The 25833-nt window shown below is 71.4% G+C and carries 24 protein-coding genes and 1 pseudogene; 14 read left to right on the forward strand and 11 right to left on the reverse strand.

Annotated features, from left to right (window positions below; all coding sequences use genetic code 11):
• Nucleotides 1-4: 4 nt before the first annotated feature.
• Both CLM62_RS53305 and CLM62_RS39450 read right to left on the reverse strand, forming a co-directional pair.
• Nucleotides 5-448 (reverse strand): annotated as a pseudogene (locus CLM62_RS53305) (fructosamine kinase family protein); the annotation flags it as partial.
• The gene (locus tag CLM62_RS39450; RefSeq protein WP_095754692.1) at nt 445-1665 is read right to left on the reverse strand and encodes an acyl-CoA dehydrogenase family protein; all 1221 of its coding nucleotides are present in this window, start codon (nt 1663-1665) and stop codon (nt 445-447) included. The pseudogene CLM62_RS53305 and the gene CLM62_RS39450, both read right to left, overlap by 4 nt.
• 158 nt (nt 1666-1823) lie before the next feature.
• On the opposite strand from CLM62_RS39450, the gene CLM62_RS39455 reads away from it, so the two are divergent.
• From CLM62_RS39455 to CLM62_RS39485, 7 genes are all read left to right on the forward strand, one after another.
• Nucleotides 1824-2651 carry an enoyl-CoA hydratase/isomerase family protein gene (locus tag CLM62_RS39455; RefSeq protein WP_095754693.1) on the forward strand — a complete coding sequence of 276 codons (828 nt, stop codon included), beginning with the start codon at nt 1824-1826 and terminating at the stop codon, nt 2649-2651.
• Nucleotides 2652-2743: 92 nt separating this feature from the next.
• Nucleotides 2744-3394, forward strand: coding sequence for a hypothetical protein (locus tag CLM62_RS39460; protein ID WP_095754694.1), 651 nt, complete (start codon nt 2744-2746; stop codon nt 3392-3394).
• Nucleotides 3391-5991 (forward strand): putative PEP-binding protein, encoded by a 2601-nt coding sequence (locus CLM62_RS39465; RefSeq protein WP_257004348.1) that lies wholly within the window; start codon nt 3391-3393, stop codon nt 5989-5991. The genes CLM62_RS39460 and CLM62_RS39465 overlap by 4 nt, the downstream gene beginning before the upstream one ends.
• Nucleotides 5988-7106: an acyl-CoA dehydrogenase family protein gene (locus CLM62_RS39470; RefSeq protein WP_095754695.1), complete on the forward strand. Its 1119-nt coding sequence runs from the start codon at nt 5988-5990 to the stop codon at nt 7104-7106. The genes CLM62_RS39465 and CLM62_RS39470 overlap by 4 nt, the downstream gene beginning before the upstream one ends.
• Nucleotides 7107-7164: 58 nt before the next feature.
• Nucleotides 7165-7584 (forward strand): Zn-ribbon domain-containing OB-fold protein, encoded by a 420-nt coding sequence (locus CLM62_RS39475; protein ID WP_095754696.1) that lies wholly within the window; start codon nt 7165-7167, stop codon nt 7582-7584.
• Nucleotides 7581-8741 carry a thiolase family protein gene (locus CLM62_RS39480; RefSeq protein WP_095754697.1) on the forward strand — a complete coding sequence of 387 codons (1161 nt, stop codon included), beginning with the start codon at nt 7581-7583 and terminating at the stop codon, nt 8739-8741. Before CLM62_RS39475 ends, CLM62_RS39480 begins: the two co-directional genes overlap by 4 nt.
• A 37-nt stretch (nt 8742-8778) precedes the next feature.
• The gene (locus tag CLM62_RS39485; RefSeq protein ID WP_095754698.1) at nt 8779-9483 is read left to right on the forward strand and encodes an SDR family NAD(P)-dependent oxidoreductase; all 705 of its coding nucleotides are present in this window, start codon (nt 8779-8781) and stop codon (nt 9481-9483) included.
• Nucleotides 9484-9489: 6 nt separating this feature from the next.
• Here CLM62_RS39485 and CLM62_RS39490 read toward each other — a convergent pair whose 3' ends face one another.
• Nucleotides 9490-10143 (reverse strand): TetR/AcrR family transcriptional regulator, encoded by a 654-nt coding sequence (locus tag CLM62_RS39490; protein WP_257004350.1) that lies wholly within the window; start codon nt 10141-10143, stop codon nt 9490-9492.
• Nucleotides 10144-10286: 143 nt separating this feature from the next.
• On the opposite strand from CLM62_RS39490, the gene CLM62_RS39495 reads away from it, so the two are divergent.
• On the forward strand, nt 10287-10895 hold the full coding sequence (locus CLM62_RS39495; RefSeq protein ID WP_095754700.1) for a TetR/AcrR family transcriptional regulator: 609 nt from the start codon (nt 10287-10289) through the stop codon (nt 10893-10895).
• 16 nt (nt 10896-10911) lie between these two features.
• Here CLM62_RS39495 and CLM62_RS39500 read toward each other — a convergent pair whose 3' ends face one another.
• From CLM62_RS39500 to CLM62_RS39515, 4 genes are all read right to left on the reverse strand, one after another.
• The gene (locus CLM62_RS39500) at nt 10912-12429 is read right to left on the reverse strand and encodes a 2-oxo acid dehydrogenase subunit E2 (protein WP_095754701.1); all 1518 of its coding nucleotides are present in this window, start codon (nt 12427-12429) and stop codon (nt 10912-10914) included.
• Nucleotides 12430-12433: 4 nt separating this feature from the next.
• A complete protein-coding gene (locus tag CLM62_RS39505) occupies nt 12434-13459 on the reverse strand; it encodes an alpha-ketoacid dehydrogenase subunit beta (RefSeq protein ID WP_095754702.1) in 1026 nt (341 codons plus the stop codon).
• A 5-nt stretch (nt 13460-13464) separates the two neighbouring features.
• Nucleotides 13465-14502 (reverse strand): thiamine pyrophosphate-dependent dehydrogenase E1 component subunit alpha, encoded by a 1038-nt coding sequence (locus CLM62_RS39510; protein ID WP_257004351.1) that lies wholly within the window; start codon nt 14500-14502, stop codon nt 13465-13467.
• A 106-nt stretch (nt 14503-14608) separates the two neighbouring features.
• Nucleotides 14609-15112 carry a VOC family protein gene (locus CLM62_RS39515; RefSeq protein WP_257004352.1) on the reverse strand — a complete coding sequence of 168 codons (504 nt, stop codon included), beginning with the start codon at nt 15110-15112 and terminating at the stop codon, nt 14609-14611.
• A gap of 249 nt (nt 15113-15361) precedes the next feature.
• Between CLM62_RS39515 and CLM62_RS39520 the strand changes: the two genes are divergently transcribed.
• From CLM62_RS39520 to CLM62_RS39535, 4 genes are all read left to right on the forward strand, one after another.
• Nucleotides 15362-16627: an aromatic ring-hydroxylating dioxygenase subunit alpha gene (locus CLM62_RS39520; protein WP_095754704.1), complete on the forward strand. Its 1266-nt coding sequence runs from the start codon at nt 15362-15364 to the stop codon at nt 16625-16627.
• Nucleotides 16624-17448, forward strand: coding sequence for an SDR family NAD(P)-dependent oxidoreductase (locus CLM62_RS39525; protein WP_257004353.1), 825 nt, complete (start codon nt 16624-16626; stop codon nt 17446-17448). Before CLM62_RS39520 ends, CLM62_RS39525 begins: the two co-directional genes overlap by 4 nt.
• Before the next feature lie 32 nt (nt 17449-17480).
• Nucleotides 17481-19217, forward strand: coding sequence for a PEP-utilizing enzyme (locus tag CLM62_RS39530; protein ID WP_095754706.1), 1737 nt, complete (start codon nt 17481-17483; stop codon nt 19215-19217).
• A 74-nt stretch (nt 19218-19291) separates the two neighbouring features.
• A complete protein-coding gene (locus tag CLM62_RS39535) occupies nt 19292-19606 on the forward strand; it encodes a putative quinol monooxygenase (RefSeq protein ID WP_095754707.1) in 315 nt (104 codons plus the stop codon).
• A 259-nt stretch (nt 19607-19865) separates the two neighbouring features.
• Here the strand turns inward: CLM62_RS39535 and CLM62_RS39540 are convergent, their stop codons facing one another.
• The 4 genes from CLM62_RS39540 to CLM62_RS39555 are packed head-to-tail and all read right to left on the reverse strand — an operon-like array spanning nt 19866 to nt 22840.
• Complete coding sequence (locus CLM62_RS39540; protein ID WP_095754708.1) at nt 19866-20897, reverse strand: NADP-dependent oxidoreductase; 1032 nt, start codon at nt 20895-20897, stop codon at nt 19866-19868.
• Between the two features lie 4 nt (nt 20898-20901).
• Nucleotides 20902-21117, reverse strand: a complete 216-nt coding sequence (locus CLM62_RS39545; protein WP_095754709.1) for a transposase — start codon at nt 21115-21117, stop codon at nt 20902-20904.
• Nucleotides 21118-21122: 5 nt separating this feature from the next.
• On the reverse strand, nt 21123-21437 hold the full coding sequence (locus CLM62_RS39550) for a 2Fe-2S iron-sulfur cluster-binding protein (protein ID WP_095754710.1): 315 nt from the start codon (nt 21435-21437) through the stop codon (nt 21123-21125).
• Nucleotides 21434-22840: an aromatic ring-hydroxylating dioxygenase subunit alpha gene (locus CLM62_RS39555; protein WP_257004354.1), complete on the reverse strand. Its 1407-nt coding sequence runs from the start codon at nt 22838-22840 to the stop codon at nt 21434-21436. The genes CLM62_RS39550 and CLM62_RS39555 overlap by 4 nt, the downstream gene beginning before the upstream one ends.
• Nucleotides 22841-23178: 338 nt before the next feature.
• Here CLM62_RS39555 and CLM62_RS39560 point away from each other — a divergent pair, with 338 nt between their 5' ends.
• Together CLM62_RS39560 and CLM62_RS39565 are read left to right on the forward strand one after the other, a co-directional pair.
• The gene (locus tag CLM62_RS39560; protein ID WP_095754712.1) at nt 23179-24327 is read left to right on the forward strand and encodes a substrate-binding domain-containing protein; all 1149 of its coding nucleotides are present in this window, start codon (nt 23179-23181) and stop codon (nt 24325-24327) included.
• A complete protein-coding gene (locus tag CLM62_RS39565) occupies nt 24312-25832 on the forward strand; it encodes a sugar ABC transporter ATP-binding protein (protein ID WP_179382420.1) in 1521 nt (506 codons plus the stop codon). Before CLM62_RS39560 ends, CLM62_RS39565 begins: the two co-directional genes overlap by 16 nt.
• The last annotated feature ends 1 nt before the right edge of the window (nt 25833 follow it).

The raw sequence follows: 25833 nt of genomic DNA on the forward strand, positions 1-25833 counted from the left end.
CGTTGGTGTGCCAGCCGGACCGGTCCCCCCGTACCGTGTGCAGCCGTGCCACGGCCCGGCCGGCCGCCTCCCAGAAGCCGTCGGTGTCGGGGCGGGCTTCCAGTGACTCCAGGAGGAGGTGACGGGAACTCACCTCCAGCACCCGGGGCGTTCGGAGCTTCCCCTGGTCACGGAGGGCACGCAGGCCCTCCGCTTCGAGGGCGAAGAGGTCGGCCGGCACTCGGGCGGAGCCCTTGAGGACCCGTCTGGTCCCGTCGGTGAGCGTCAGCCGCCAGACGTCGTTGACCGCACCTCCGGAGAGCGGCTCCGTTTCGACCACATCCGCGATGACGGCGCTGGGCAGGCTCTTCCACCCCGGATCGCGGTCGTTTACGCCGCCTCGCCTTCCGAGATCGGTTCCGACAGGGCCTCCCCATAAGGGAGGCCGCGCAGGAGCCGATGCTGTCACGAGTCGGCGGCGGCCTCCGGACGGGGCTGCCGGTACGGCTTCACCGCGCGGCGCGCGATGGCGAACCGGTGCGTCTCCGAGGGGCCGTCGTAGATCCGGAACGGCCGTACCTCCCGGAGCAGGCGCGCCAGCGGGGCGTCGGCGGCCGAGATGCCGAGCGCTCCGCAGATCTGCACCGCCCGGTCGACCACCCGGTTCACCGCCTCCGCCACGAAGGTCTTGGACACCGAGGTGAGCTGCGGGGCGGCGGCCGAGCCGGTGTCCAGCTCCCAGGCGGTGCGCAGGATCAGGGCGCGGCTCGCCTCGATGTCGATCTCGGAGTCGGCCAGCATCTGCTGCACCATGCCGAGGTCTCCCAGCACGGAGCCGAAAGCCGTCCGGCTGCCCGCCCGCTCCAGGGCGACGTCCTGGGCGCGACGGGCGGCTCCCAGCCAGCGCATGCAGTGGGTCATACGGGCGGGGCCGAGCCGGACCTGGGCGTTCTCGAAGCCCCGGTCCACGGCACCGAGCACCCGGTCCTCGCCCACCACGCACTCCTCGAAGGCGAGTTCGCTGTGTCCCGCGAAGAGCCCCTCGTCCAGGGTCTCGATGTCCCGGACGACGCGCATGCCCGGTGTGTCGGCGTCGACCAGGAACATGGTGGCGCCGCCCGGGGCGCCGGGACTGCCGGATGTGCGGGCCATGACGATCGCGAAGCCGGCGCCATGGGCCCCGCTGATGAACCACTTGCGCCCGTCGATGCGCCACCCGCCGGGGACCCGCGTCGCGGTGGTCCGCAGGGAGCGGGGGTCGGCGCCGGCTCCCGGAGCCGGTTCGGTCATCGCGAAGCAGGACCGCACCTCGCCGGCGGCGAGCGGCCGCAGGAACCGGTCCTTCTGCTCCTCCGTGGCCACCTTCTCCAGCAGATGCATATTGCCCTCGTCCGGGGCCGCGCAGTTCAGCGCCAGCGGACCCAGCAGCGAGTACCCGGCGGCCTCGAACACCACCGCCTGCCCGCGCAGGTCGAGCCCGTGCCCGCCCCACCGCGCCGGCACATGCGGCGCGAACACGCCTGCCTCGCGGGCGCCTTTCTGCAGAGTTTCGCGCAGGGTCTCCGGAGCGTCGTGCACGGACCCGCCGCACTCGCGTTCCGCCGGGATCACGACCTCGCGCACGAACTCCGCGGTGGCCGCGGCGAGTCGGGCGACAGGCGGATCGATGTCGAACTGGATGGGCACGGTTCCTCCCGCCGAAGAGCTCCGGGCATCGGCGCCCGTCGCGTTCTAGAAACTGTACAGCGTCTTCAGTATCTTGCTGGGTGGCGCTCGATGTGTGAAGCGCTTGGTCCGAGGTGCGCTCGAACCGGAGCGGGCCTCGACGACGGAAGAAGACCCCCATGAGCACGAAGCCGGTCCGGGTCGTCCGCCATCCCGACGCAGTCGTCGAGCTGAGGCTGGACGACCCCGGAAGAGGCAACGCCCTGGACCTCCCGACGGCCGAGGCGCTGCGCGACGCGACCGCCGAGGTGGCCGCCGACCCGGGCGGCGCGGTCCTGCTGCGGGCGGCCGGCGCCACCTTCTGCGTGGGCGGTGACCTGCGCGCCTTCGCCGGCCGGGGCGAGGAGACGGGCGCCTACGTGCACGCCGTGGCGACCGCCGCACACGCCGCGGTGCGGGCTCTGTACGAGCTGCCCGTGCCCGTGGTGACCGCCGTACGCGGCGCGGCAGCGGGCGGCGGAATCGGTCTCGCCCTGGTCGGCGACATCGTCCTGGCCGCACAGTCGGCGCGCTTCCGGCTGGCGTACACGGCGATGGGGCTCACCCCGGACTGCGGGGCCACCTGGCTCCTGCCGCGCCTGGTGGGCCCCCGTCTGGCGACGGACCTGGTCCTCACCAACCGGGTCCTCACGGGCGAGGACGCCGAGCGGTTCGGCCTGGTCACCCGGGCCGTCGGGGACGACGAAGTGGACGAGACCGCCTACCGGACCGCCGCCGAACTGGCGGGCGGGGCGGGCGAGGCGCTGCGCGCCGCGAAGCGCCTGCTGCGTGACCAAGGTGCGGGGGAGGGGCTGAGCCGTCACCTCGACGAGGAGGCGCGGCTCATCGCAGGCCTGGCGGGGAGCGGTGAGGCGCAGGCGCGGATGACGGCGTTCCTCACCGCCCGGGTGCGTAGGAGGGCGGGCAGCGGCCCGTCCCTGCCGAACGCTCCGCAAAGTGTTTCTTGATTACCTCTTCACTAACACCTCCGCCGGAGCGTAACCTCCGGGCAACACAGAACTGAGGAACCGGGCAACAGAACCGGGGAAATGGTGTGGCGATGCAATCTCCTGCCGTGGGCCGGACGGACGCTCTCGACGAGGCCCTCATCGAAGACGAGGCTCTCACCGAAGCCGTTGTCGACCTCGTTCTGCGTGGGATGTGGCGCGGCAGGCCCGAGTCCGACCACCGCCCGCTGGTCGATGCCGGGCTGGCGATGGTGAAGGGCCCGATGGTGCTGCCGACCGAGCCCGCCAGGGCGGCCGCGTCCCGGATCCTGCGGGTCGCCGCCGGTTCCGAACAGGAGCAGCGGATCAACGCCGCCTACGAGGCCTTCCTGCCCGTCAACCGGAAGCTGCGCGAGGTGTGCACGGCCTGGCAGTGCCGGCCCGACGGCACGGTCAACGACCACAGCGACAGTGTCTACGACGCCGGGGTGCGCGAGTCGCTGGAGGACGTGCACGAGGCCATCCAGCCCGTGCTGCGCAGGCTGGACGGGCTGCCCTCGGGCAGCGGGCGTTATGTCACGGCCCTGGAGGAAGCCCTCGACCGCTTCGACGACGGCGCGGTGGAGTGGCTGGCCTCGCCCCTGTGCGACTCGTACCACACCGTGTGGATGCGGCTGCACCAGGAGCTGCTGCTGGTTCTGGGGATCAGCAGGGCACAGGACGAGGCGCTCGAAGAGGAACTGGTCACCAGGAGCCGGGGTTGAGCGTCACCGACCGCGAAGCGGGCCGACTCACGCCGTCGGAGATCCCCGACGCCCTCGTACAGCCGACAACCCCCGGCCGGATCCTGGTGCCGTACGGCCAGGGACGGATCCGTGGACTCGACGCCGACGAGCTGGGTACGCACGGCATGGCGATGGACGAGCTGGTGGCCCTCGGCCTGCCGGTGGTCCCAGGAGTCACCGTCCCCGCCGGTGACGCCGCGTCGCTGTGCGAACCCGGCACCGCCCGGGCCGCCGTAGAACTGGTCGAACAGCTGGCGGGGCGCCGGATCGGCGAGGCGGGCCGGCCGCTGCTGCTGCGCCTGGCGGCGAGCGCGCCGACCGAGATCGCCGGGCTGCCACCCGACCTCGCCTGTCTCGGCGTCACTCCGGCGAACGCCGGCGATCTGTGCGCCGTCATCGGGCGCGAAGAGGCGCTGTACGAGGTATGGGCCGCCACCGTGCGGATGATCGCCGAGTACGCCCTCGACGTACCGGGCTCGCTGCTCGACGACGCCCTCCTCGACACACCCGAGCCACGAGCGCGGGTCGAGGCGCTGCTGTCCCTGGTCGCCCGGCACGCCTCCCGGCCCTTCCCCGACGACCCGGCGGAGCAGCTCGCGCTGGCCGCCCGAGCGGTCCTCGGGCGGTGGGACTCACCCCGCGCGCGAAGATCCCGCCGGTCCCAGCGACTCCCCGCCGATCTGGGCATCGCCTTGCACGTGCAGGCGCTGCGCATCGGCCCGGCGGACCACTCGGGTTACGGCACCGCGGTCAGCCGCCACCCCGAGACCGGCCGCTTCGCTCCCCAGGGCTCCTTCTTCCGCGGTGTGCGCCGCAGCGCGCCACCGCCGCACACCAGTGAACCGCTGGACCGTCTCGCGGGCGCGGCGGCGCTGCTGGAGCACTCGCTGCTCACCCTCGAACGCCATCTGCACGCTCCGGTGTCGGTCGACTTCGAGGTGCGCGACGACGAGATCTCCCTGCTCGCCGCCTCGGCGCAGCAGCGCCCGCCCTTGCGCGCCTCGGTATGTCTCGCCGTGGACCTGGCCCGCGACGGGGCAATCGACCGGGAAGAGGCCGTACGGCGGATCAGCCCCGCCCAGGTGCAGGAACTGCTGCACCCCCAGCTCCGGCTGACCGGCGGCGAGCAGCTCCTGGTGAAGGGACTGCCCGCCTCCCCGGGGGCGGCGACCGGCGCGATCGTCCTGTCGAGCGAACGTGCCCTCGAACTGGCCGCGGACGGCACGCAGGTCGTGCTCGTGGCCCATGAGACGACTCCGGCCGACGTCCCCGGGATGCTGGCCGCCGTCGCCGTACTCACCGGCAGCGGCGGCATCGCCTCGCACGCCGCCGTGGTGGCGCGGGGTGCGGGCAAGCCCGCCGTGTGCGGCGCCGAGGGACTGCGCGCCGACCGGGTCGCCGGCACCGTACGGATCGGGGACCGGGTGCTGCGCGAGGGCGATGCCGTCTCGCTGGACGGCCGTACCGGAGCCGTCTACGCGGGGACGCTGAGCGTCAGTGTCGCCGGACCGCCGCCCGAACTGTCCACCCTGCTGGAGTGGGCGGACGGCATGCGCCGGCTGGGCGTGCGGGCCAACGCCGACACCGCCGCGGAGGTGAGCACCGCCGTCGCCCTGGGCGCGGAGGGCGTGGGGCTGTGCCGTACGGAGCACCAGTTCCTCGGCGACCGGCTGCCGCTGATCCGCCGGGTGATCCTGGCCGCCGACGCCGCGGCCCGCGACGAGGCGCTGTCGGCACTGGAACAGGCCCAGCACGAGGACTTCAAGGCCCTGCTGACCGCGGTCGGGCACCGGCCGGTGACCGTACGCCTGCTGGACGCCCCCCTGCACGAGTTCCTGCCCGCCGGCGGGGAGGCCCGGGACGCCGCCGAGGAGCAGCGGGCCGCCGCACTGCGCGAAGCGAATCCGATGCTTGGGCTGCGCGGCGTGCGCCTGGCGCTGCTGCACGAGCGGCTCTACCCGGCGCAGGCCGAGGCGCTCTTCACCGCCTGGGCCGATGTCGCCGCCACGGGAGTCCGCCCCCAGCTCGAAGTGATGATCCCGCTCGTCAGCCTGCCGGAGGAACTCGCCGCCGCTGCCGCGTACGTCCGGGGTGCCGCCGAGGCGGTCGCCGCCCGCACCGGCGTGGAGGTCCCGTACCGGCTCGGCACGATGATCGAGACACCGCGGGCCGCGCTGCTGGCCGGCGAACTCGCCGAACACGCCGAGTTCTTCTCCTTCGGCACCAACGACCTCACCCAGCTCACCTACGGATTCTCCCGGGACGACGTCGAGCGCCAGGTGCTCGCCTCGTACCAGGAACGCGGGTTCCTGAAGGCCAGCCCGTTCGCCCGGCTCGATCCGCACGGGGTGGGCGCGCTGATCGCCCTGGCGGTGGAGCGGGCACGGAGCGTACGCCCCGACATCAAGCTGGGCGTGTGCGGTGAGCACGGCGGAGACCCGGAGTCCATCGCCTTCTGCGACGAACTGGGCCTCGACTACGTCTCCTGCTCCGCGCACCGTGTGCCGGTCGCGCGGATGGCGGCGGCGCACAGTGCCGTGCGGGAACGGCACGACGAGAGCGGGAGCGTACGATGACGAGCACCGTGACCGATGGCACGGCCCTGTCGGACGCCGAACTGGACGACCTGCGCGAGACCGTACGGTCGGTGTGCGCCGACGCCGGCGGCACCGCCGCGGTACGTCGTCTGTCCGAGCATTCCCCGGGTGTCGACGCCAAGTTGTGGGACACCCTCGGCAGGCAGGTCGGGCTCGCGGCCCTCGGTCTGCCCGAGGCGGCCGGAGGCATCGGCGGCCTCGCCGAGATCGCGGCGGTCTGCGAGGAGCTGGGCCGGACACTGACGCCGGTGCCGCTGTTGTCCTCCACCGTGCTGGCCGGGCAGGTCCTGGCCGGTTGCGGCACGGCCGACCGGGCCCTGGCGGAGCTGGCCGAGGGCAAGGTGCACGCCTTGGCGGTGGCGGCGCCCGACGGGGTGTGGCGGCCGGACGCCGTACCGGTGGCTGTCACCTGGCGGGGCGGCGTCCCACTGCTGGACGGCACCGCCCCGTTCGTGCTGGACGGTGCCGACGCCGAAGGTCTGGTCGTCACCGCTACCGGAGCCGACGGCCTTGATCTCTTCCTCGCCGACCCGCGCGAGCCCGGGGTGACGGTCCGCCGGGTGCCCACCCTGGACCTCAGCCGCGGACAGGCGGTTGTCTCCTTCTCCGGCGCCCGAGCCCGGCCGCTGACCGCCGGGGGCGAGGGGGCGGACATCGTGAGCCGCGCCCTGGACGTCGCCCTGGTGGCCCTGGCCGCCGAGCAACTCGGCGGCGCGCAGGCCGCGTTGGACATGACGGTGGCCCATGTACGCGACCGCACACAGTTCGGCAGGGCCATCGGCGGCTTCCAGGCGATCAAACACACCTGTGCCGACATGCTGCTCCAGGTCGAAGCCGCGCGGTCGGCGGTGGTGCGAGCGGTACTGGCGGCCGACTCGCCCGGGACATTGGCCGAAGCGGCGGCGGTGGCGCAGGCGTGGTGCGGCGAGGCGTTCGTGTTCGTCGCCGCCGAGTGCGTCCAACTGCACGGCGGCATGGGCTTCACGTGGGAGCACGACGCCCACCTCTACTTCCGTCGCGCCCAGTCCGACGCCGTCCTGCTGGGTGGCGCCGCGCATCACCGGGAACGGCTGGCCGGACTCCTGGGCTGGTGACTTCGCCCGCGGGCACAGCACGACCGCACGACGACCGCGCAGACAAGGGCAGGACGCCATGATCACCAGACTCATCGACGAGGACCTGTTCGAGAGCGTGCATCCACCGCGGCTCACGGGTGCGCGCTGCTCCGGGTGCGCCACCGTGGTCTTCCCCCGGCAGGACTCGTGCCCCAAGTGCTCCGACGGAGCCATGTCCGCGCACGTGTTGCCGGTGAACGGGCGGGTGTGGTCGTGGACGCTGCAGGCGTTCCGGCCCAAGTCTCCGTACCGGCCGCCGACCGGGGGCTACCAGCCGTACCACGTGGGCTATGTCGACCTCGGGGAGGTGCTGGTCGAGGCGCGGCTGGAGGTTCACCGCGCCGAGATACGGATCGGGCTTCCGGTCCGGCTCACCACGGTGACCGCCTACCACGACGAGGACGGGACCGAAGTGCTGACCTTCGCGTTCCGCCCGGACCCGGAAGAGGACCGATGACCAGGGCGAGGTCCGACGAGATCTATGTCGTCGGCTGTGGCATGCACCCCTTCGGCCGCGACGAGACGGTCACCGGGATGGACATGGCCGAGCGCGCGGTACGCGAGGCCCTGGCCGACGCGGGCACGGCATGGGAGGACATCGGGTACGCGGCGGGCGGCTCCGACGTGTCCGGCAAGCCCGACACGCTGGTGAGCCGTCTCGGCCTGACCGGTGTCCCGTTCGTCAACGTGCAGAACGGCTGCGCGACCGGTGCCTCGTCGGTTCTCGCGGTGGCCAACGCACTGCGCGCCGGCGAGGCGTCGCTCGGGCTGGCCGTGGGCTTCGACAAGCACGAGCGGGGCGCCTTCAACGTCTCCGCGGCCCGCTACGGACTGCCCGACTGGTACGCCGAGACCGGCATGATGCTCACCACCCAGTTCTTCGCCCTGAAGACCCAGCGGTACCTGCACGAGCACGGGATCTCCGAACTGGCGCTGGCGAGGGTGGCCGCGCGGGCCTTCCGCAACGGCTCACAGCACCCCCTGGCCTGGCGGCGCAAACCGCTGACGGAACAGGAGATCCTCGACTCCGCCGAGGTCAGCCCGCCCCTCACCCAGTACATGTTCTGCTCGCCCGGACAGGGCGCGGTCGCGCTGGTGCTGGCACTCGGTGATCGTGCCTTCGACCTGTGCGAACGGCCGGTCAAGCTGGCCTCGCTGGCCTTCCGGACCCGGCGGTTCGGCTCGTTCGAGGTGTTCTCGCCCTGGCTGCCGCCCGGACCGCACCGCAGCCCGAGCGTCGACGCCGCGGAGGCGGTCTTCCGCGCCGCGGGTCTACGGCCCGCGGACGTACAGGTCGCCCAGTTGCAGGACACCGACAGCGGATCGGAACTGATCCACCTGGCCGAGACCGGCCTGTGCGGCCACGGCGAGCAGGAGGAACTGCTGGCCGGCGGGGACACCGACCCCACGGGCCGGATCCCCGTCAACACCGACGGCGGCTGCCTGGCCGGCGGTGAGCCCGTCGGCGCCTCGGGGCTGCGCCAGTTCCACGAGGTCGTACGGCAGTTGCAGGGCCGGGCACCGGGAGCGCAGGTGCCCGGAGCTCCCCGGGTCGGCTTCACCCACGTCTATGGGGCGCCCGGGATCAGCGCCTGCTCGGTGCTGACGGTCTGACATCGGTGCCGACGGTTTGAAAGGAGGCGGGCACACCATGGGGCACGGCAACAGAACCGCACTGGTCACCGGCGGAGCGCGCGGAATCGGCGTGGAGATATGCCGACAGCTCGCGGACCAGGGGCTACGGGTCCTGGTCGGGGCGCGAAGACTCGAGGCGGCCGAAGAGGCGTGCCGCTCCATCGGTCCGGCGGCGCTGCCGCTGGCCCTGGACGTGACCTCCGCGAAGAGCGTCACCGAAGCGGTCCGGGAGGCCGGGGAGCTGACCGGCGGGATCGACGTCCTGGTGAACAACGCGGGCCTGTCCCTCGACGGCGATCTACGGCCCCCGTACCTCGACGAGGAGATCCTGCGCACGACCCTGGACACGAACCTCACCGGTGCCTGGCGCATGGCGGAAGCCGTCGTGCCGGGCATGGTGGAGGCCGGCTACGGACGGGTGGTCAACGTCACCAGTTCCTACGGTTCGCTCGCGCTGATGGACTCCGGCCGCCACCCGGCCTACCGGATCTCCAAGACCGCCCTCAACGCCCTGACCCGTATGCTCGCGGCCGAACTGGCGGGCACCGGCGTCCTGGTCAACGCCGCCGATCCGGGCTGGACGCGCAGCGGCATGGGCGGTCCGTCCGCGCCGCGCGGTCCGGAGACCGGCGCGGACACCCCGGTCTGGCTGGCGACCCTGCCCGAGGGCGACGGCACGACGGGCGGGCTGTTCGCCGAACGCGAGCCACTGCCCTGGTGAACCGCCTCAGGTGGACGCGGTGGTCGGCTTCTGCTCGGCGGCGACGATCCGCAGCGCCAGCGACCTGACCGCCTCCTGCACGGACCGTGGGGGCAGCTGGGACAGCGGCCCGCCCTCCGCTCGCAGCGCGGTGACCAGAATGTTCATACTGGTCAGCGTGCGGACCGCGAGCGCCTGCGCCGCGTGCCGTGACTTGGCCGCCCGGGGACTGCGCGTGGTGCCCTCCGGCAGGTAGTCGTACGCCCGTTGGATGTGCCGCTGCTCGAACTCGTCCCGCAACACCTTGACATTGCCGTTGGCCGAGGCGATCTGCACCTGGTACAGCCGGGCCTCTTCCGGGTTCTGCTCGAACCAGTCCCACACTGCGTCGATGACCCGCAGCAGACCCTCCGCACTGCCTGGTTCGGACTCCGGGCGGGCCGCCTCCACCACCGCGTTCAGCTGGTCGAAGACCCGCCGCATGGCGAGTTCGAGCAGCTCCTCCTTGCCGTCGAAGTGGTAGTAGACGGCCGTGGGGACCACCTGGGCCTCGTCCGCGATGTCCTGGATGCTGGTCTCCGCGAATCCGTTGCGTCCGAACACCCGCACGGCGGCGGTGATGATGTGCTGCCGGCGCGAGGGTCGGTGGGCGGGCTGCTTGCCGTTCTGCGTGGTGGCCATCATGCTCCCTGGCGGCTGGCGTGAACCCGCGTCTGTGGGCCTTGTCCACTGACCATGCTATCCAGTAACTCCGCCAGGTGGACGGCGTAATTCCTGGTACCCGTGTGCTGTCAGAGGACGCGGACCCCTGCATACTTGACACCATGACGACATCCGGAGCCCGCGCCGCGCACCGTCCCTCGCGCAAGCAGTGGGTGGTCGAAGCGGCCACGGAGCTGTTCGCCACCCAGTCGCCGGACGAGGTGACGGTGGCCGACATCGCCGCCCGTGCGGAGATGACCTCGGCAGCGGTCTACTACCACTTCTCCTCCAAGGACAAGGTGCTCGTGGAGGGCATGCGGGTGTTCGCCACCGCGCTGCGCGAAGAGCTGCATGCGCTCACGGAGGCCCACGCGCCCGGCTCGCCCGTCGGACCGGCCGTCACCGCCCTGGTGGCCTGGCTGGGCGAACACCGGTCCGCCGCCACCGTGTTCTTCACGTCCTCGGCCGGCATGAGCCAGGAGGCGGAGGCGCTGCGCCACGAGAGCCGGACGCAGTTGCTGGAGGAACTGGTACGGCTGACCCGCAGGGCCCGTGAGTCGGTCTCCGACGCGGAGGCGGCGGTCATCGCCCTGGGCCTGCTGTCGCTGCTGGAGACCGCGGCGATCTCGCAGGTCCGCGGGGACGACGTCTACCGCTCCCTCGGACACCGCTCGTTCGTCCGCGAGGTCGGCCGCCTCGCCGAGCGGATCGCCGACCCGGCGGCCGAATAGCCCTTCCACCAGGAGGTCAGACCAGCAGCCGGAGCGGTTTGCCCAGCAACTCACCGACCGTGCGCAGATACTCGGCCGCAGGCGCCCCGTCGACGGCACGGTGGTCGAAGGTCAGGCTCAGGGTGAGCACCTGCGTCCGCGACGGCCGGTCGTCCACCCACTCGACACCGTCCCTGAGCCTGCCCACGCCGAGGATGGCGACGTTGCCGGGGTTGATCACGGGGGTGAAGAAGTCGACGCCGTATCCGCCCAGCGAGGTGACGGCGAAGGTGGCTCCTTCCAGCTGGGCCGGGGAGATCCGCCCCTCGCGCGCGGCCTCGGCCAGAGCCCTCGACCGGCGGGCGATCTCGGGCAGGGGCAACTCCACCGCGTCCTCGATCACGGGGACCATCAGGCCGCCCGGAACGGCCACCGCGAACCCGAGGTGGATGGCGCCGAGCAGGTGGATGCCGTCCTCGCGCACCGTCGCGTTGAGCAGCGGGTGCTCGCGCAGGGCCAGGGCGGCGGCCTTCAGCAGGAAGTCGTTGAGGCTGGGCACCGGCAGGTCGCTGTCCGCCCATTCCTCCTTGAGCCGGGCCCGCAAGGACACGACCGCGTCCATCCGCACCTCGTAGCCGTGCGTCAGCTGCGCCATCTCCTGGAGGCTGGCGTGCATCCGGCGGGCGATGGTGCCGCGCATCCCGGTGAGCGGGAGGACATCACCCGCCTGAGGAGCGGTGCCCCGGCGGGGGGCGGGGCGGGCGGCCGCCGGTTCCGGTGTCCCGTTGACGGCGTCGAGGTCGGATCTGCGGATCCGGCCGCCCGCACCGGTGGCCCGTACCGTCGAGAGGTCGATGCCCCGCTCCTTCGCCAGCCGGCGGACCAGGGGCGAGACGGGGATGACGGAATCGCCGGGCAGGACGGAGGGCGCCGGTGCCACCGGGGAGGGCGCCGGGATCCCCGGCGCGGCGGCAGCGGCGGCGAGGTAGTCCTCCACGTCCTCGGAGACGATCCGGCCTCCGGGCCCGGTGCCGCGTACGGCCGTGATGTCCACGCCGGCCTCGGCCGCCACCCGCCGGGCGTTCGGGGAGGCCAGGAGCCGCCCTCTGGCGCCGGTCGGAGCCGCCGTGCCATGGACGCCGGTGGCGCTGTCATGACCACCGCTGCCATTGAGGCCCGCCGGCCCGTGAGAAGAGGACCCCGCGGACGAGGCACCTCCAGGCGCGGGCACCAGGGCGCCGGAGGCCTCCGGCGCCGGTGCGCCGCTCGACCCGGGCCCGGCCGGCATCGGCGTACCCGCCGGGTCCGGTGGCTGCTCGCCGTCGGCCAGCAGCCAGCCGATGAGAGCCCCCGCCGGGACGGTGGCCCCGGCAGGGACCACGGGGTGGAACAGTCCACCGGCCTCCGCCTCGACGTCGACGTCGACCTTGTCGGTGGCCAGCCGCAGCAGCGCGTCGCCTTCGGAGACGGCGGTGCCGGTCGGCACCAGCCACTCGTCGATCGTGCCCTCCTGCATCGTCAGGCCGATCTTCGGCAGCAGAACCTCGACCGCCATGTCGTCACGACCTTTCGAGGAGTCGGCGGCAGCCCTGCGCGATGCGGGCCTGGTCGGGCACGTAGGCCTTCTCCAGCACCGGGGAGAACGGCACCGGAGAGAAGGGAGCGCCGATGCGCAGGACCGGCGCGTCCAGGTAGTCGAAGGCCGCGTCCTGGATCTGGGCGGCGATCTCCCCGCCGAGCCCGCCGAAGGTGACGGCCTCGTGCACCACGAGGACCCGGTTGGTGCGGCGCACGGAGGCGATCATGGTCTCGGTGTCCAGGGGCTGGACGGTGCGGGGGTCGATCACCTCGATCTCGATGCCCTCCGCGGCGAGTTCCTCGGCCGCGGAGAGGGCTTCGCCCACCATGCGGCCCAGCGCGATGACGGTGACGTCGGAGCCCTGGCGCGCGGTGTGGGCCTGCCCGAGCGGGATGCCGTAGATCGGCTCGGGCACCTCGCTCTTGCTGCCCAGCAGGACCTTGTTGAGCATGACGACGACCGGGTTGTCGTCCCGGATCGCCGAGACGGTCAGGCCCTTGGCGGTGTACGCGTCGCACGGCATGACGACCTTGAGGCCGGGCACATGCGCGAGCCAGGCCTCCAGGCTCTGGCTGTGCTGGGCGGCGGCGCCCAGGCCCGCGCCGGAGGCGGTGGTGATGGTGAGCGGCACCGAGAGGGCGCCGCCGAACATGTACTTCATCTTGGCGGCCTGGTTGACGATCTGGTCCAGACAGACGCCGATGAAGTCCATGAACATCAGGTCGACGACGGGTCGCAGACCCCGGGCCGCGGCGCCCACGCCGAGGCCGACCAGGGCGGCCTCGGAGATCGGCGTGTCGATCATCCGTCGGGGGCCGAACTCGTCGAGCAGGTTGTCGAACATGCGGAACACGCCGCCGTATCCGGCGACGTCCTCGCCGGCGACGAAGACGTTCTCGTCCTCCCGCATGGCCTGCGCGAGTCCTTCGTTGAACGCTTTGACGTAGGTCAGTTTCCGGGCCGTGGCGTCCGGGGCGGCGGCGGGTGCTTCGGTGATGGTGGTCATGGCGGTCACCCCGAGTAGACGTTGAGCAGCAGGTCGGCGGTGTCGGGCAGCGGGCTGGCCTCGGCGTACGCGATGGCCTCGGCGATCTCGTCCCGGGTGCGCTGCCAGGTGTCGTCCAGCTCCGCGCGGGTGGCGGTGCCGTCGGCGAGGGCGCGGGCCTCCAGCAGGTCGATCGGGTCGCGGGTCTTCCACTCGGCGACCTCCTCGTCCGAGCGGTAGGGGTGGCGCAGTCCCTTGACACCCTGGTGGTCGTAGAAGCGGTAGGTCTTGGCCTCGATCATCATCGGACCCTCGCCGGCCCGGGCGCGTGCGACGGCCTCGGCGGCGGCCTGGTGGACGGCGGCCGCGTCCATGCCGTCGACGATCACGCTGGGCATGCCGTAGGCCGCGGCCCGGTCGGCGACATCGGTGATCAGCATGTGCTTCGACTGGGGGGTGAACTCGGCGTAGCCGTTGTTCTCGCAGATGAACAGCACCGGCAGGCGCAGTATGGCGGCCATGTTGGCGCCCTCGTGGAAGGCGCCGATGTTGGTGGCGCCGTCACCGAAGAAGGTGACGGCGACGCTGTCCTCGCCCTTGTACTGGGCGGCGAAGGCAGCTCCGACGGCGATCGGGACGCCGGCGCCCACGATGCCGTTGGCACCGAGCATGCCGAGGCTGAGGTCGTTGATGTGCATGCTGCCGCCGCGTCCGAGGCAGGCTCCGGTGACCCGGCCGTACAGCTCGGCGTACATGTGCCGGAAGCTGACGCCCTTGGCCACGGCATGCCCGTGTCCGCGGTGGGTCGAGGTGATCTGGTCGTCGTCGCGCAGTGCCGCCATCACGCCCGCGGCCACGGCTTCCTGGCCGACGTACAGGTGCAGGAAGCCCGGAAGCTTGCCGGCCTCCATGAGCTTGCCCGCCTCGGTCTCGAACAGCCGGATGCGCACCATGCGCTCGTGCAGGTCCCTGACGACCTGCGCGGATGCCTGGTTCGCGGCCGGATCGGCCGACTTCTTCTGTGCTCTTGATGACCTGGATGTACTTGATGCCCTTTGAGCCATCGTCCGCCCCTTCGCCCGAGGGAGGTGTGCCACGCAATCGGACTTTGTTATGTCGGTCTACAGTAAGTAGCAGTGGTGGCACCTTACTGAACAGGCTCTCTAATTACTACGCCTCTGTCCGATCCGGCTCCGGATCGCCGCCGCGCCCGTCGACCAGCTCCACCGCGTTGCCTTCCGGGTCCGCCCAGAAGCTGATCCGCCGCCCCCGTGCCCGGACGACGGCCGGATCCGACAGGGGCGTGGCGCCCGCGGCCGTCAGCGCCGCCACCACCGGGTCCAGATCGTCCAGGTGGAAGGTGAGGTACGACAGCCCCCGGCGCCCGGTCAGCGGCGCGGTCGACTCCGCCGGTGCCGGGGGCGCCTGAGGCAGGATCAGCTTGACGCGCCCGCCGGAGGGCACCTGCAGCCAGACGACCAAGAGCTCGCCGCCCAGTCCGGCCGGGGCACCGATGGACTCCGGTATGCGCGAGCGATGCACCGCGGGGCAGCCGAGCACCTCGCGGTAGAAGTGCTCCATCAGCGCCAGATCACGTACGACCACTCCCGCCTCGAACGGCTCGGTCATGTGCGTCGGCATCCGGTGCGCCGGAGCCGCCGCGTCCTCGCTCATCCAGCCACCACCACTCATCGAAGGTCCGGCCATCGCGCTCGCGTGACTGGAGTGGATTCACAGAAAGACCGGGGCCCGTCGAGCCTCCGGCCACCGGGGAAAGCGAGGTGGCGTGCGGGCCGCCGTGTGGCAACTTCACCACTTTCTATTGACAGACAACACTAAGTGCTGTTGTCGTTTGCGTCACAGCCCAGCTGTCGCGTTAGAAGCCCTTCGCCGGCTCGCGGCTGGGAGGATTGTGAGGACAACGTGGTCCAGATCAGTGCGCCGGAGGCTTCGGAGACAGACGCCCGGCGTCAGCCGCCCCCGGCCCCCGAGTACTCCTCGTGGATCAGCCAGGACCGTTCCACCGACGCCGCATCCGTGACGATGCGGCGAGAGGCCGCCGAACTCGTCGAGCGCGTGATGACGCACTACCGCGACAACACGACGCACGAGGCGGACGGCCAGTGGACCGAGCCCGTCGCCCACTACCACGACGCCGACCGCTGGCGACGGGAGACGGACGCCGTCCACCGGAGCGTGCCGCTGCCGCTCGCCATGTCCGCGGAGCTTCCCGGGCCGAACACCTACAAGGCCCTGGACGTGCTGGGCGTGCCAGTGCTGATCACCCGGGACCGCCAGGGCGCCGTACACGCGATGATCAACGCCTGCCGGCACCGGGGCGCGAAGATCATGGAGCCCGGCTGCGGGGTGTCCAAGCGTCTCACCTGCCCGTATCACTCCTGGTCGTACGACCTCGCCGGGCAGCTGCGGGGCGTGTACGCCGAGAAGACCTTCGGTGACGTGCCCCGTGAGGGGCGCAGCCTGGTGCGGCTGCCGGCCGGGGAGCGCGCCGGGATCGTCTTCGTCTCACTGGACCCGGCGGCCGAGCACGACCTCGACGCCTGGCTGGGCGATCTGCAGCCGCTCCTCGAGGGGATGCGGCTGGGGGAGTGCCACCACTACTCCACCAAGGAGCTGACCAGTCCCAACTGGAAGGTCACCCTCGACGGATACCTGGAGACGTACCATTTCGCCTCGCTGCACCCGAAGACGGTGTTCGAGACGAACCTCTCCAACATGATGGCCCACGACACCTGGGGCCCTCACCAGCGCCTCGCACCGGCTCTGCGCCCCATCGCGCAGGCGGTCGAGCTGTCTCCGGACAAGCGCGATCCCGGCGACTGCGTCGGCCCGATCTACTGGCTGTTCCCCGGTCTGGCGATCGCCGGCGGCTGGCGCCAGAAGATCGCCGTCTCCCTGGTGCTTCCCCGGACGGCCACCGAGTCGGTGACCCAGCAGATCATCCTGCTGCGGGAACCGGCGGTCACCGAGGAGGAACGCCAGGCCGCCGACCGGTTCGGCGAATGGTTTTACGAGGTGGTCCGTGACGAGGACTACGCGACCACCTACGGCGTCCAGCAGGGCCTGCAGGCCCTCAGCGGCACCGACTTCGTCTTCGGGCGCAACGAGCCCGGACTACAGCACTTCCACCGCACCATTCACCAGCACCTGGAAAGAGCCGCCAGGTGACGAGCCGACACTATTCGCGGGAGAACACCATGGTGGCTACGGGCAGCCTCGACGGACGAGTCGCAGTGATCACGGGCAGCACGCGCAGCATCGGCCGCGCCATCGCCGAGGCCTTCCTGGCCGACGGCGCCACGGTCGTGATCAGCGGCCGTTCGGAACTCAAGGGCAAGCAGGCCCTGGAGGAGATGGGCGCCGGTGACCGGGCCGCCTTCCACCCCTGCGACGCCAACAGCCAGGAGGACATCGAAGCCCTCGCGGACTTCGCCGCGGAGCGCTTCGGCCGACTCGACATCTGGGTCAACAACGTGGGCGGCACCTCGGGCTTCGCCCCCGTCCACGAGCTCAGCGACGAGGCCTGGCACAACGCCCTCAACCTGAACCTCAACGCCTACTTCTACGGCACCCGCCGGGCCCTGCCGAAGATGCTGGCGGGCGGCTGGGGCCGCATCATCAACATCTCCTCCGTCGAGGGCAAGCAGGCCAACAAGCCCGCGATCAGCCACTACATCACCAACAAGCACGCCATCCACGGCCTGACCAAGGCGACCGCCTTCGAGTACGGCACCCAGGGCATCACCTGCAACGCCATCTGTCCCGGCGCCGTCGACACCGACCTGATGCGGGCCGCGGGGCCGGCCGCGGCCGAGGCGGAGGGCATCTCGTACGAGGAGTGGCTGGGCCGCTTCGCGGAGCACGCCGCCACCAAGAAGATCACCACCGTGGAGCAGATCGCCGGCGTCGCCTCGCTGCTCGCGAGCGACGCGGGCGCGGGTATCACGGGCACGCTGATCAGCGTCGACGGCGGCACGGCGCAGTGGTAGGCACCGGGACGGACGGCGGGAGGCCCTCGGTCATGAAGAGCTGGATCACGGACTGGCAGCGCAGTGAGCGGCTGCCGCACTACACCCGGGCCAACGCGGGCGAGACCCTTCCGGAGCCGGCGAGCCCGCTGGGCTGGACCCTGGTGTGGGGGCGCGGACTGCAGGGCTGGCGTCGCGGTTTCGTCGGGTTCGGCATCTACCGCGAGGAGGAGGTGGCAGGTCCGCGGCCGCCGTTCGTCGGCATGTTCGGCGGCTACTTCTACCTCAACCTGTCGCACATGCGGCTGTTCGGCATCCGTATGGGCCAGACCGCGGACCAGATCGACACGGCCTTCGTCGGCCAGCGCTCCGACACCCCGGTGTACGTGGCGCACCCCGAGGACCAGGACGCCGATCTGACGGCCAAGGCCGGCGGCACGCTCCAGCGGATGCTCGGCCAGACCTCCTTCCCGGAGGCCGACGCCGACCGGGAGCGACTGCGCCGGATCCGCCGCGAGCGGCCCGACCTGACGCGGCTGTCGGACGCCGAGCTGGTGGCGCACGCCCGCTCGCTCCTCGACGAGGTGGAGACGACCTTCCAGCGGCATGTCGAGTCCTCGCTGCCCGCGTCCGTCGGACCGGCGATCCTCGGCCCGCTGTGCGCGAGCGTGGACCGTTCCGGCGACCTGCTCGACCTCATCGGCGGGCTGGGAGACGTCGACTCGGCCTCGCCGTCGACCGGGCTGTGGACGCTGTCCCGCCAGGTGGCGGCTTCCACCGAGCTGACCGCGCTGTTCGACCGGGGCACGGCCGCGGTGGAGGGGGCGCTCGACGGGGCGACCGGGGACGTGAAGGCGTTCCGCGACGCGTTCGAGGAGTTCCTGGCCGAGTCCGGCGACCGCGGCCCCAACGAGTGGGACATCCACGCGCTGTCCTGGGAGGCGGCGCCCGTCCAGGCGCTGGCCCTGGTCGACCGGATCCGGCACAGCGCCGACGACGACTCCCCGGCCGCCCGCCACCGACGGCTGACCGAGCGGCGCGAGCAGACGGCGCGGGAAGTCCGGGCCGTACTGCCCGAGGACGCGCAGCCGATGTTCGACGCCGGTATGCACGCCGCCCAGGTGTGGATCCCGGCCCGCGAACGCACCAAGGCGAACTGCGTGACCGTCGTCAACGAGATCCGGATGGCGGTACGAGAGCTGGGCCGGCGCGGGGTCGAGGCGGGGCGCTTCGCGAAGCCCGAGGACGTCATGATGCTCCTGGACACCGAGCTCGACGACTACGTCGCCGACCCGGAGCCCTACGGCCCTGTCATCGCGCAGCGGCTCGCGGAGTACGCCGGCCTGCACGAGCTGGAACCGCCGTTCTTCGTCGCCGAGGACGCGCAGACCGAGATCGACACCTGGCCGCGGCGCACCGAGGAACGCACCGAGGCCGCCGTCGAGGGCGACGTGCTCAGCGGCGTCGGCGGCAGCCACGGCACCTACACCGGCAGGGTGCGGGTGGTCACCGACCCGGCCTCCTGCGAGGCGCTGGAGCCGGGCGAGGTGCTGGTGGCGCCGATCACGGACGCGGCCTGGACCCCGCTGTTCCTCGTCGCCGGAGCCGCTGTCGTGGACGTGGGCGCGCTCAACAGCCACGCCGTCGTGGTCTGCCGCGAGCTCGGCATTCCGGCCGTCATCTCCGTCGAGGGCGGTACGCGGCGGCTGCGGGACGGAATGGTGATCACGATCGACGGCGACAAGGGAACGGTCACCGTGGACAGCGCCCCGGCGGCGCTCGTCATCTGAAACCGCCGCGGGCCCGTCGTTCCTGGCTGACAGGGGCGACGGGCCCGCGGGCTTGACCCGAGGAGAGGACCACCGTGTCAGAGGAAGTCATCGTCGCCGGCTGGATGGACTACGAGCCGGGCGACCGCGACAAGATGCTGGGGCATCTGGTCGAACTGGGGCACCGGACCCTCGAAGAGGAGCCGGGCTGTCTGGACTACGCCATGACCGCGGACCCGAGCGACGAACGACGGATCCGCGTGTACGAGCGGTGGGCCTCCCAGCGGGCCCTCGACGACCACTTCACCACCGCGCACATCAAGGACTTCCGTGCGGCCGTGGCCGGGCTGACCCGGGTGGGGGTCTCCTTGCAGTCCCACATCGTGGCCGAGTCACGCCCCATGCGCTGACGGCGAAGCCTCCGCGGTTTAGAGCCTGTGTCACATCTCCGGCCGGGCGCGCGGCGTCTGGCACGCACTCCCCCACTGCCTTAAAGGCGTGGGGGAACCCCCAGCCGCGTTGCCGAACCGCCCACGTGGCTCCTCCCCCACGCTCGAACCGGCTTCGCCGACTCGCGCGGGGGCACCCCCATCGAGGGCGCTCCGGCGCCTTGCGATCGCACGCACCAGACGCCGCGCGCTGATCCGACCGGAGATGTGACACAGGCTCTTACGCGGAATCGCCCAGCCGGACCAGCATCTTGCCGACGTTGCCGCCCGCCAGCAGGGACAGCAGCGCCCCCGCGGCGTTCTCCAGACCGTCCACGACGGTCTCACGGGCGGTGATCCGGCCCGAACCGAGCCAGCTCGCGACCCGCTGCTCGAACTCCGGCCGCAGGTCGTCGTGGTCGCGGACGATGAAGCCGCTCAGGGTCAGCCGCTTGAGGACCGCCTGAATCAGCTGGTTGATGTCGGCGGACCGCCGGTCCCCGCCGAACTGCGACATCATGCCGCACAGGGCGACCCGGCCGCCGGTCCGCAACGCGTGCAGGGCGGCGGCGAGTTGCTCCCCGCCCACGTTGTCGAAGTAGACATCGATGCCGTCGGGCGCCATCCGGGCCAGCGCCTCGCGCACCGGCTCGGTGCGGTAGTCCGCCGCGGCGTCGTAGCCGAACTCCTTCACCAGCAGGGCGCACTTGTCCGGCCCTCCGGCGGTCCCGACGACCCGCTCCGCGCCCAGCAGCCGGGCGAACTGGCCGGCGGCGCTGCCCACGGCCCCGGCCGCCGCCGACACGAAGACGGTGTCGCCGGGGCGCAGCGCGGCGATCCGGGCCAGCCCGACATACGCGGTGAAGCCGGTCTGCCCGAGCAACCCCAACCAGGTGGGGAGCGGGGCGAGTTGGGGGTCGATGCGGCCGGCGCCGTCGGTGTCCGCGGCGTCCAGCACGGCCCACTCCCGCCAGCCCAGCTGGTGACGTACATACGCCCCCGCCGGCACGGACGAACAGCGGCTCTCCTCCACGACGCCCAGCGCCCGGCCGTCGAGCGGCGATCCGGGCGTGAAGTTGTGCGTGTAGTGCTTCTCGGTGCTCTCCAGCCGCCCGCGCATGGACGGGTCGACGCTCATGTAGAGGTTGCGGACGAGCAGTTGCCCCTCACCGAGGGACGGCAGCGGGCGTTCCTCGACGGCGAAGTCACCGCGGACCGGTTCTCCGTCGGGCCGGCGCACCAGACAGACCACCCGGGTCGTACGGAGTGTCACGGGGTCACTCCTCCGGCTGCCGGTCGACACGCCGCCGGGCGAGGCGGCCCACCCAGCCGGCCATCTGGAGGTCGGCGTGGCGCAGCTCGCCCGACTGCCACCGGGCCTGGAAGTCGAAGGTGCCCTGTGCTCCGGTCTTCGGGTCGGTCACCTCGACCAGACCGTCCTCGGTGAGCCGGTACACATGCCCGGTCAGCGGATGGATCACTTGCTTGGACATGGCGCTCACTCCTGCACTCGGCGGCGTACGCCGCGCTTGGTCACGGTCACCGGGCCCTCGACCCGGAGCCGGCAGGCGAGCCGGGTCAGGCCGTCCACGGGTCTGCGCAGGGCTTCGATGCCCTCGCGTTCCAGCGGGTCCACGGGAGAACAGTTCTCGGTGCCCTCGTCGACCTGTACGAAGCAGGTACGGCAGGTGCCCTTGCCACCGCAGACGGTGGGCCAGCGATACCCGAGCCGCTGGGCGGCGCTGAACAGGTCTTCGCCGTCGAGCACCTCGAGTTCGGCGCCGGAGGGCCGGACCGCCACACGGTGGGTCACGTGTTCATCCACCGGTCGAGCGTCTGGTTGAAGTGGCGGATGCGGCTCTCCTGGTAGTTGGCCAGGGTGATGCCCGGCTTGCGCATCGCCTTCAGCCCCTGCTGGACGTAGGGGAGGTTCTCGCAGTCCTGGTCGAAGACGGGCCCGAGCACACCGAGTTCGGGGATGTCCGCGAAGAGCATGTCCTCCGGCACCCAGCGGATCTTGGCCGGGGGCGGCATCTCGCCGGGCTTCTTCGGCGCCGACATGAAGATGATCTCGGCGGTGCAGGAGTCGGGGTCGAGCCCGTTGGGCCGGAACCGGTAGATGATGTTGGACTTGGCGCCGCCCCAGGGGTTGAAGTTGGGGAACAGCAGGTAGTTGATGGCGTCCAGCAGTTCGGTGTCGGCGGTCTGGGAGAAGTCCTGGTGCGAGGTGGCCGCCAGTTGGGCGCGCATCCGCTCGGCGAGGACCTGTCGGGCGGTGCCACCGGGCGGGATCGGGGGCATTTCCTCCCCGTCCGACATCACCAGGTCACGGCCCTGGGCCGCCGCGTAGAACGCACGCGAGTCGTAGAACGTCTCCAGTACGTCCTCCTCCGTGACGGAGTCCGCCACGTGGGGGCTGGGCGCACCCTGGATGTTGATCATCCGGTTCCAGTTGGGCTGGTCCGCCATGACGTCGTACTGGGAGTTGGCGTCGGCGAGCCACGGCAGCATCTGCGGGTGGGTGGCGATCACATGGAAGGACTCGATGAACGCGTCCTGGGCGACCTTCCAGTTGCAGGGCAGCACCTTCGCGATGTGCAGCGACTTGTAGCGGTCCTCCAGCGGCCAGATGTAGTACTCGTCGAAGGTGCCGCGGTAGCTCTCGAAGGACTCCGCGTACGGGTCCATGTTGATGAAGACGAAGCCGCGCCAGGTGGCCACCTGGGCCTCGGGGAGTGAGAACTTCTCCGGGGTGACATGCGGGAAGTCCCAGGCGCAGGGCGGGGTCTGCATGGTGCCGTCGAGGTTCCAGGCGAAACCGTGGAACGAGCAGCGGAACTCGCCGACGTTGCCGCCGCTGGTGCGCAGTTTGCGGCCGCGGTGCAGGCATACGTTGACGTACGCGCGGATCTCGTCGGGGGCCGTCCGTACGACGATCAGCGAGTCGTCGCCGATCTCGTAGACCTCGTGGTCGCCGACCTCCGGGATCTCGCTCTCCAGGCACGCGAACTGCCACACGCGCCGCCACACCTGGCGCATCTCGCGTTCCGCCCATTCTCGGGAGACGAAGCGCGCGGAGTCGATGTCCTCGCTGCCGATGTAGTCGTTCCTGTCGTACTTCAGCGCGGCGGGAACGGGGCGGCTGTCCTGGGCGAGGTAGTCCTGGACGCTGGGCCCGGGGCACCGCGCGGTGACCGACTCCGACGTTTCGTCCATCATCTCTCCTCCGGCAGAAACTTTAGAGTGAGTGTAGTTAGCGGGTGCGGCCGGGGGCAACACTCGCGACGCCGCTCGGGCACCGCATTGGCCGAGGTCGTCGAGACAATGTGCCAGCGAGCCTTGAATTTGTTGCGACCGACCTCTCCCCAAGTCTGCCGGGGCGTGTCACACTCCGACGCACTTGAGGCTGTAGTGCCTCATAAGTTTCTTGGTTCGAGGCGGAGTCTTCCCGCCCCGGCCGCAGCGCCGCGGGGGCACCCCTGCGGCCCGCGCCGTACCCCACGACGGCGGTGCACGCAGCCTTCTCGACCCTTCATGCGTGGGAGTACTCAACGATGAGTTCCAGACCCGCTCGCGCGGTCCGCCGCGCCCTCACCGCGATCATCCCCGTCACGGCCCTGCTCGCCCTGACGGCGTGCGGCACCGACACCGACACGACTCCGGCGGCCGATGTGTCCCAGGAGCCGGCGTCGGACAGCCCCGGCCTGGCGGCGGCCCGTGCGGCCTTGGCGAAGTACGCCGAGCGCCCGGCCCGGATCCCCGTCACCGAGCCGGTGGGCAAGAAGATCCCCGCGGGCAAGAAGATCGACTTCATTCTCTGCGGCGTCCAGTCCTGCAAGGACCTCGCCGACTTCTTCACGGCCGCCGCCGGGGAACTCGGCTGGACGGTGAATCAGATCGCCACGCAGGGCACACCGGAGTCCGTCCAGGCCGCCTACGAGCAGGCCCTGCGCGACAAGCCGGACGCCGTCGTCGCCTCGGGCTTCCCGCGCGCGGTCTACGCCAAGCAACTGGCGCGGTTGAAGGCGGCGGGCATCCCCGTCATCCAGTCGAACGCCGACGACGTGGTGGGCGACGGCATCTCCCTGCTGAAGAACGGGCCGAAGGACGTCGGCATCCAGGGCGAGATGATCGCCTCATGGGTCGTGTCGGACAGCGGCGCCAAGGCCGACACCGTGTACTTCGACCTTCCGGCCTACACAATCCTCAAGCCCGTCAAGGAAGGGTTCGCGGCCAAGTACGAGGAATGGTGCGAGGGCTGCGCTCTCGACGCCGTCGACGTGCCGATCACGGCGGTCGGCAAGGACATGCCGGACCGCGTGGTGTCGTACCTCAGGTCGCACCCCAAGGTGACCCACGTCGTCTTCTCCCTCGGCCTGCTCAACGTGGGCGTCCCGGCCGCGCTGAAGACCGCCGGCATCACCGGCAAGCACCTCGTCGTCAACGTCGGTGACGCGCAGAGCTACCAGTACATCGAGGGCGGCCTCACCGACGGGGCCATGGCGCTGAACTCCCACGAGACGGCATGGCTCCAGGCCGACGCGCTGGCCCGCCACTTCACCGGCCAGTCCATGGACGTGGACCAGAAGGCGGTGCTGCCCAACATGCTGGTCACCAAGGACAACCTCCCCTCCGCCGACGGCGACTTCCCGCTCGTCGAGGACTACCAGGCGCAGTTCAAGGCGCTGTGGGGGCTGAGTTGACCCGGCCGGTGCTGCGGGTGGCCGCCCTGTCGAAGAGGTTCGGCGGAACCCAGGCGCTGAAGGACGTCGATCTGGAAGTCGCACCCGGCGAGATCCACGCGCTGATCGGACCCAACGGCTCCGGCAAGTCCACCCTCATCAAGATCCTCGCCGGCTACCACCACGCCGACCCCGGGGCGGTGGCCGAACTGGACGGCGAGCCGTTCGACCTGAGCCAGGTCGCCGCCTCCCGGCACGACCGGCTCCGCTTCGTCCACCAGGAGCTGGGCCTGGTGGGCGAGTTGAGCGCCATCGACAACCTAGCGCTCAGCCGCGGCTTCGCCCGTACGGCCATCGGCAACATCCGCTGGCCGGAGATGGAGCGGCGGACGACCGCGCTGGTGGAACGGTTCGGCCTCGGCATCGACGTACGCCGGCCCCTGGCCCTGGCCTCTCCCGTCCAGCGCGCGGTGGTGGCCATCGCCGCCGCGCTGCAGGGCTGGGAGGGCCGGCGCGGTGTCCTGGTGCTCGACGAGCCGACCGCCGTACTGCCGCCCGGTGAGGTGGCCCGGCTCTTCGACATCGTGCGGGAGATCCGCGACACCGGCGCCGGCGTCCTGTACGTCTCGCACCGGATGGACGAGATCTTCGCCCTCGCCGACCGGGTCACCGTGATCCGCGGCGGGCGACGGATCGCCACCCTCCCCGTCGCCGGCCTCACTCCGCGCTCGCTGGCGGAGCTCATGGCGGGCGAGGAGACGGAGACCGACCACCGGCCGGTGCCTTCTGCCCGTCCCTCCGAGGCCGTACTGGAGGTCCGCGACCTGTGGGCAGGCCCCCTGCGCTCAGTCGCCTTCGACCTGGCCAGGGGCGAGCGCCTGGGCATCACCGGACTCGTCGGCTCCGGCCACGAGATCGTGCCGTACGCGGTGTGCGGGGCCCACACCGGGCCCGTGCGCGGCAGGCTGCGGCTGCCGGAGCGCACCGAGCGGTGGACCGACATGCGCGACGCAGGCCGGCTGGCCCTCCCGCTGGTCCCCGCGGACCGGGCCGGCGAGGGAGTGATCGGCGACTTCTCGGTGGGGGAGAACCTCACCCTTCCCCTCCTCGACCGCCTCCGCGCCCGCGTCGGCCGGCTGCACCGAGGACGGGAGGCCGCTCTCGCCGAGGAGTGGATCGAGCGGGTCGGGGTGCGCACAGCAGGTCGCGGCGCCCGGATCACCACGCTGAGCGGCGGCAACCAGCAGAAGGTCGTGATGGCCCGCTGCCTGGCCCAGCGCCCACCGGTGCTGGTCCTGTGCGAACCCACGGCCGGCGTCGACATCGGCACCCGCCTGCAGCTGTACGACCTGATCGAGCGCCAGGCCGACGAGGGCATGGGCGTCATCGTGTCCTCCTCCGACACCCAGGACCTGCTCGCGCTGTGCACCCGCGTCCTCGTGGTGAGGGACGGACGGGTCGTACGGGAGATCGGCGGCCGGGACATCACCGAGCCCGCGCTCGTCCATGCCATGGAAGGGACTTAAG

Origin of the sequence: Streptomyces sp. SA15 (assembly GCF_002291145.1) — a bacterium.
Taxonomy (GTDB): domain Bacteria; phylum Actinomycetota; class Actinomycetes; order Streptomycetales; family Streptomycetaceae; genus Streptomyces.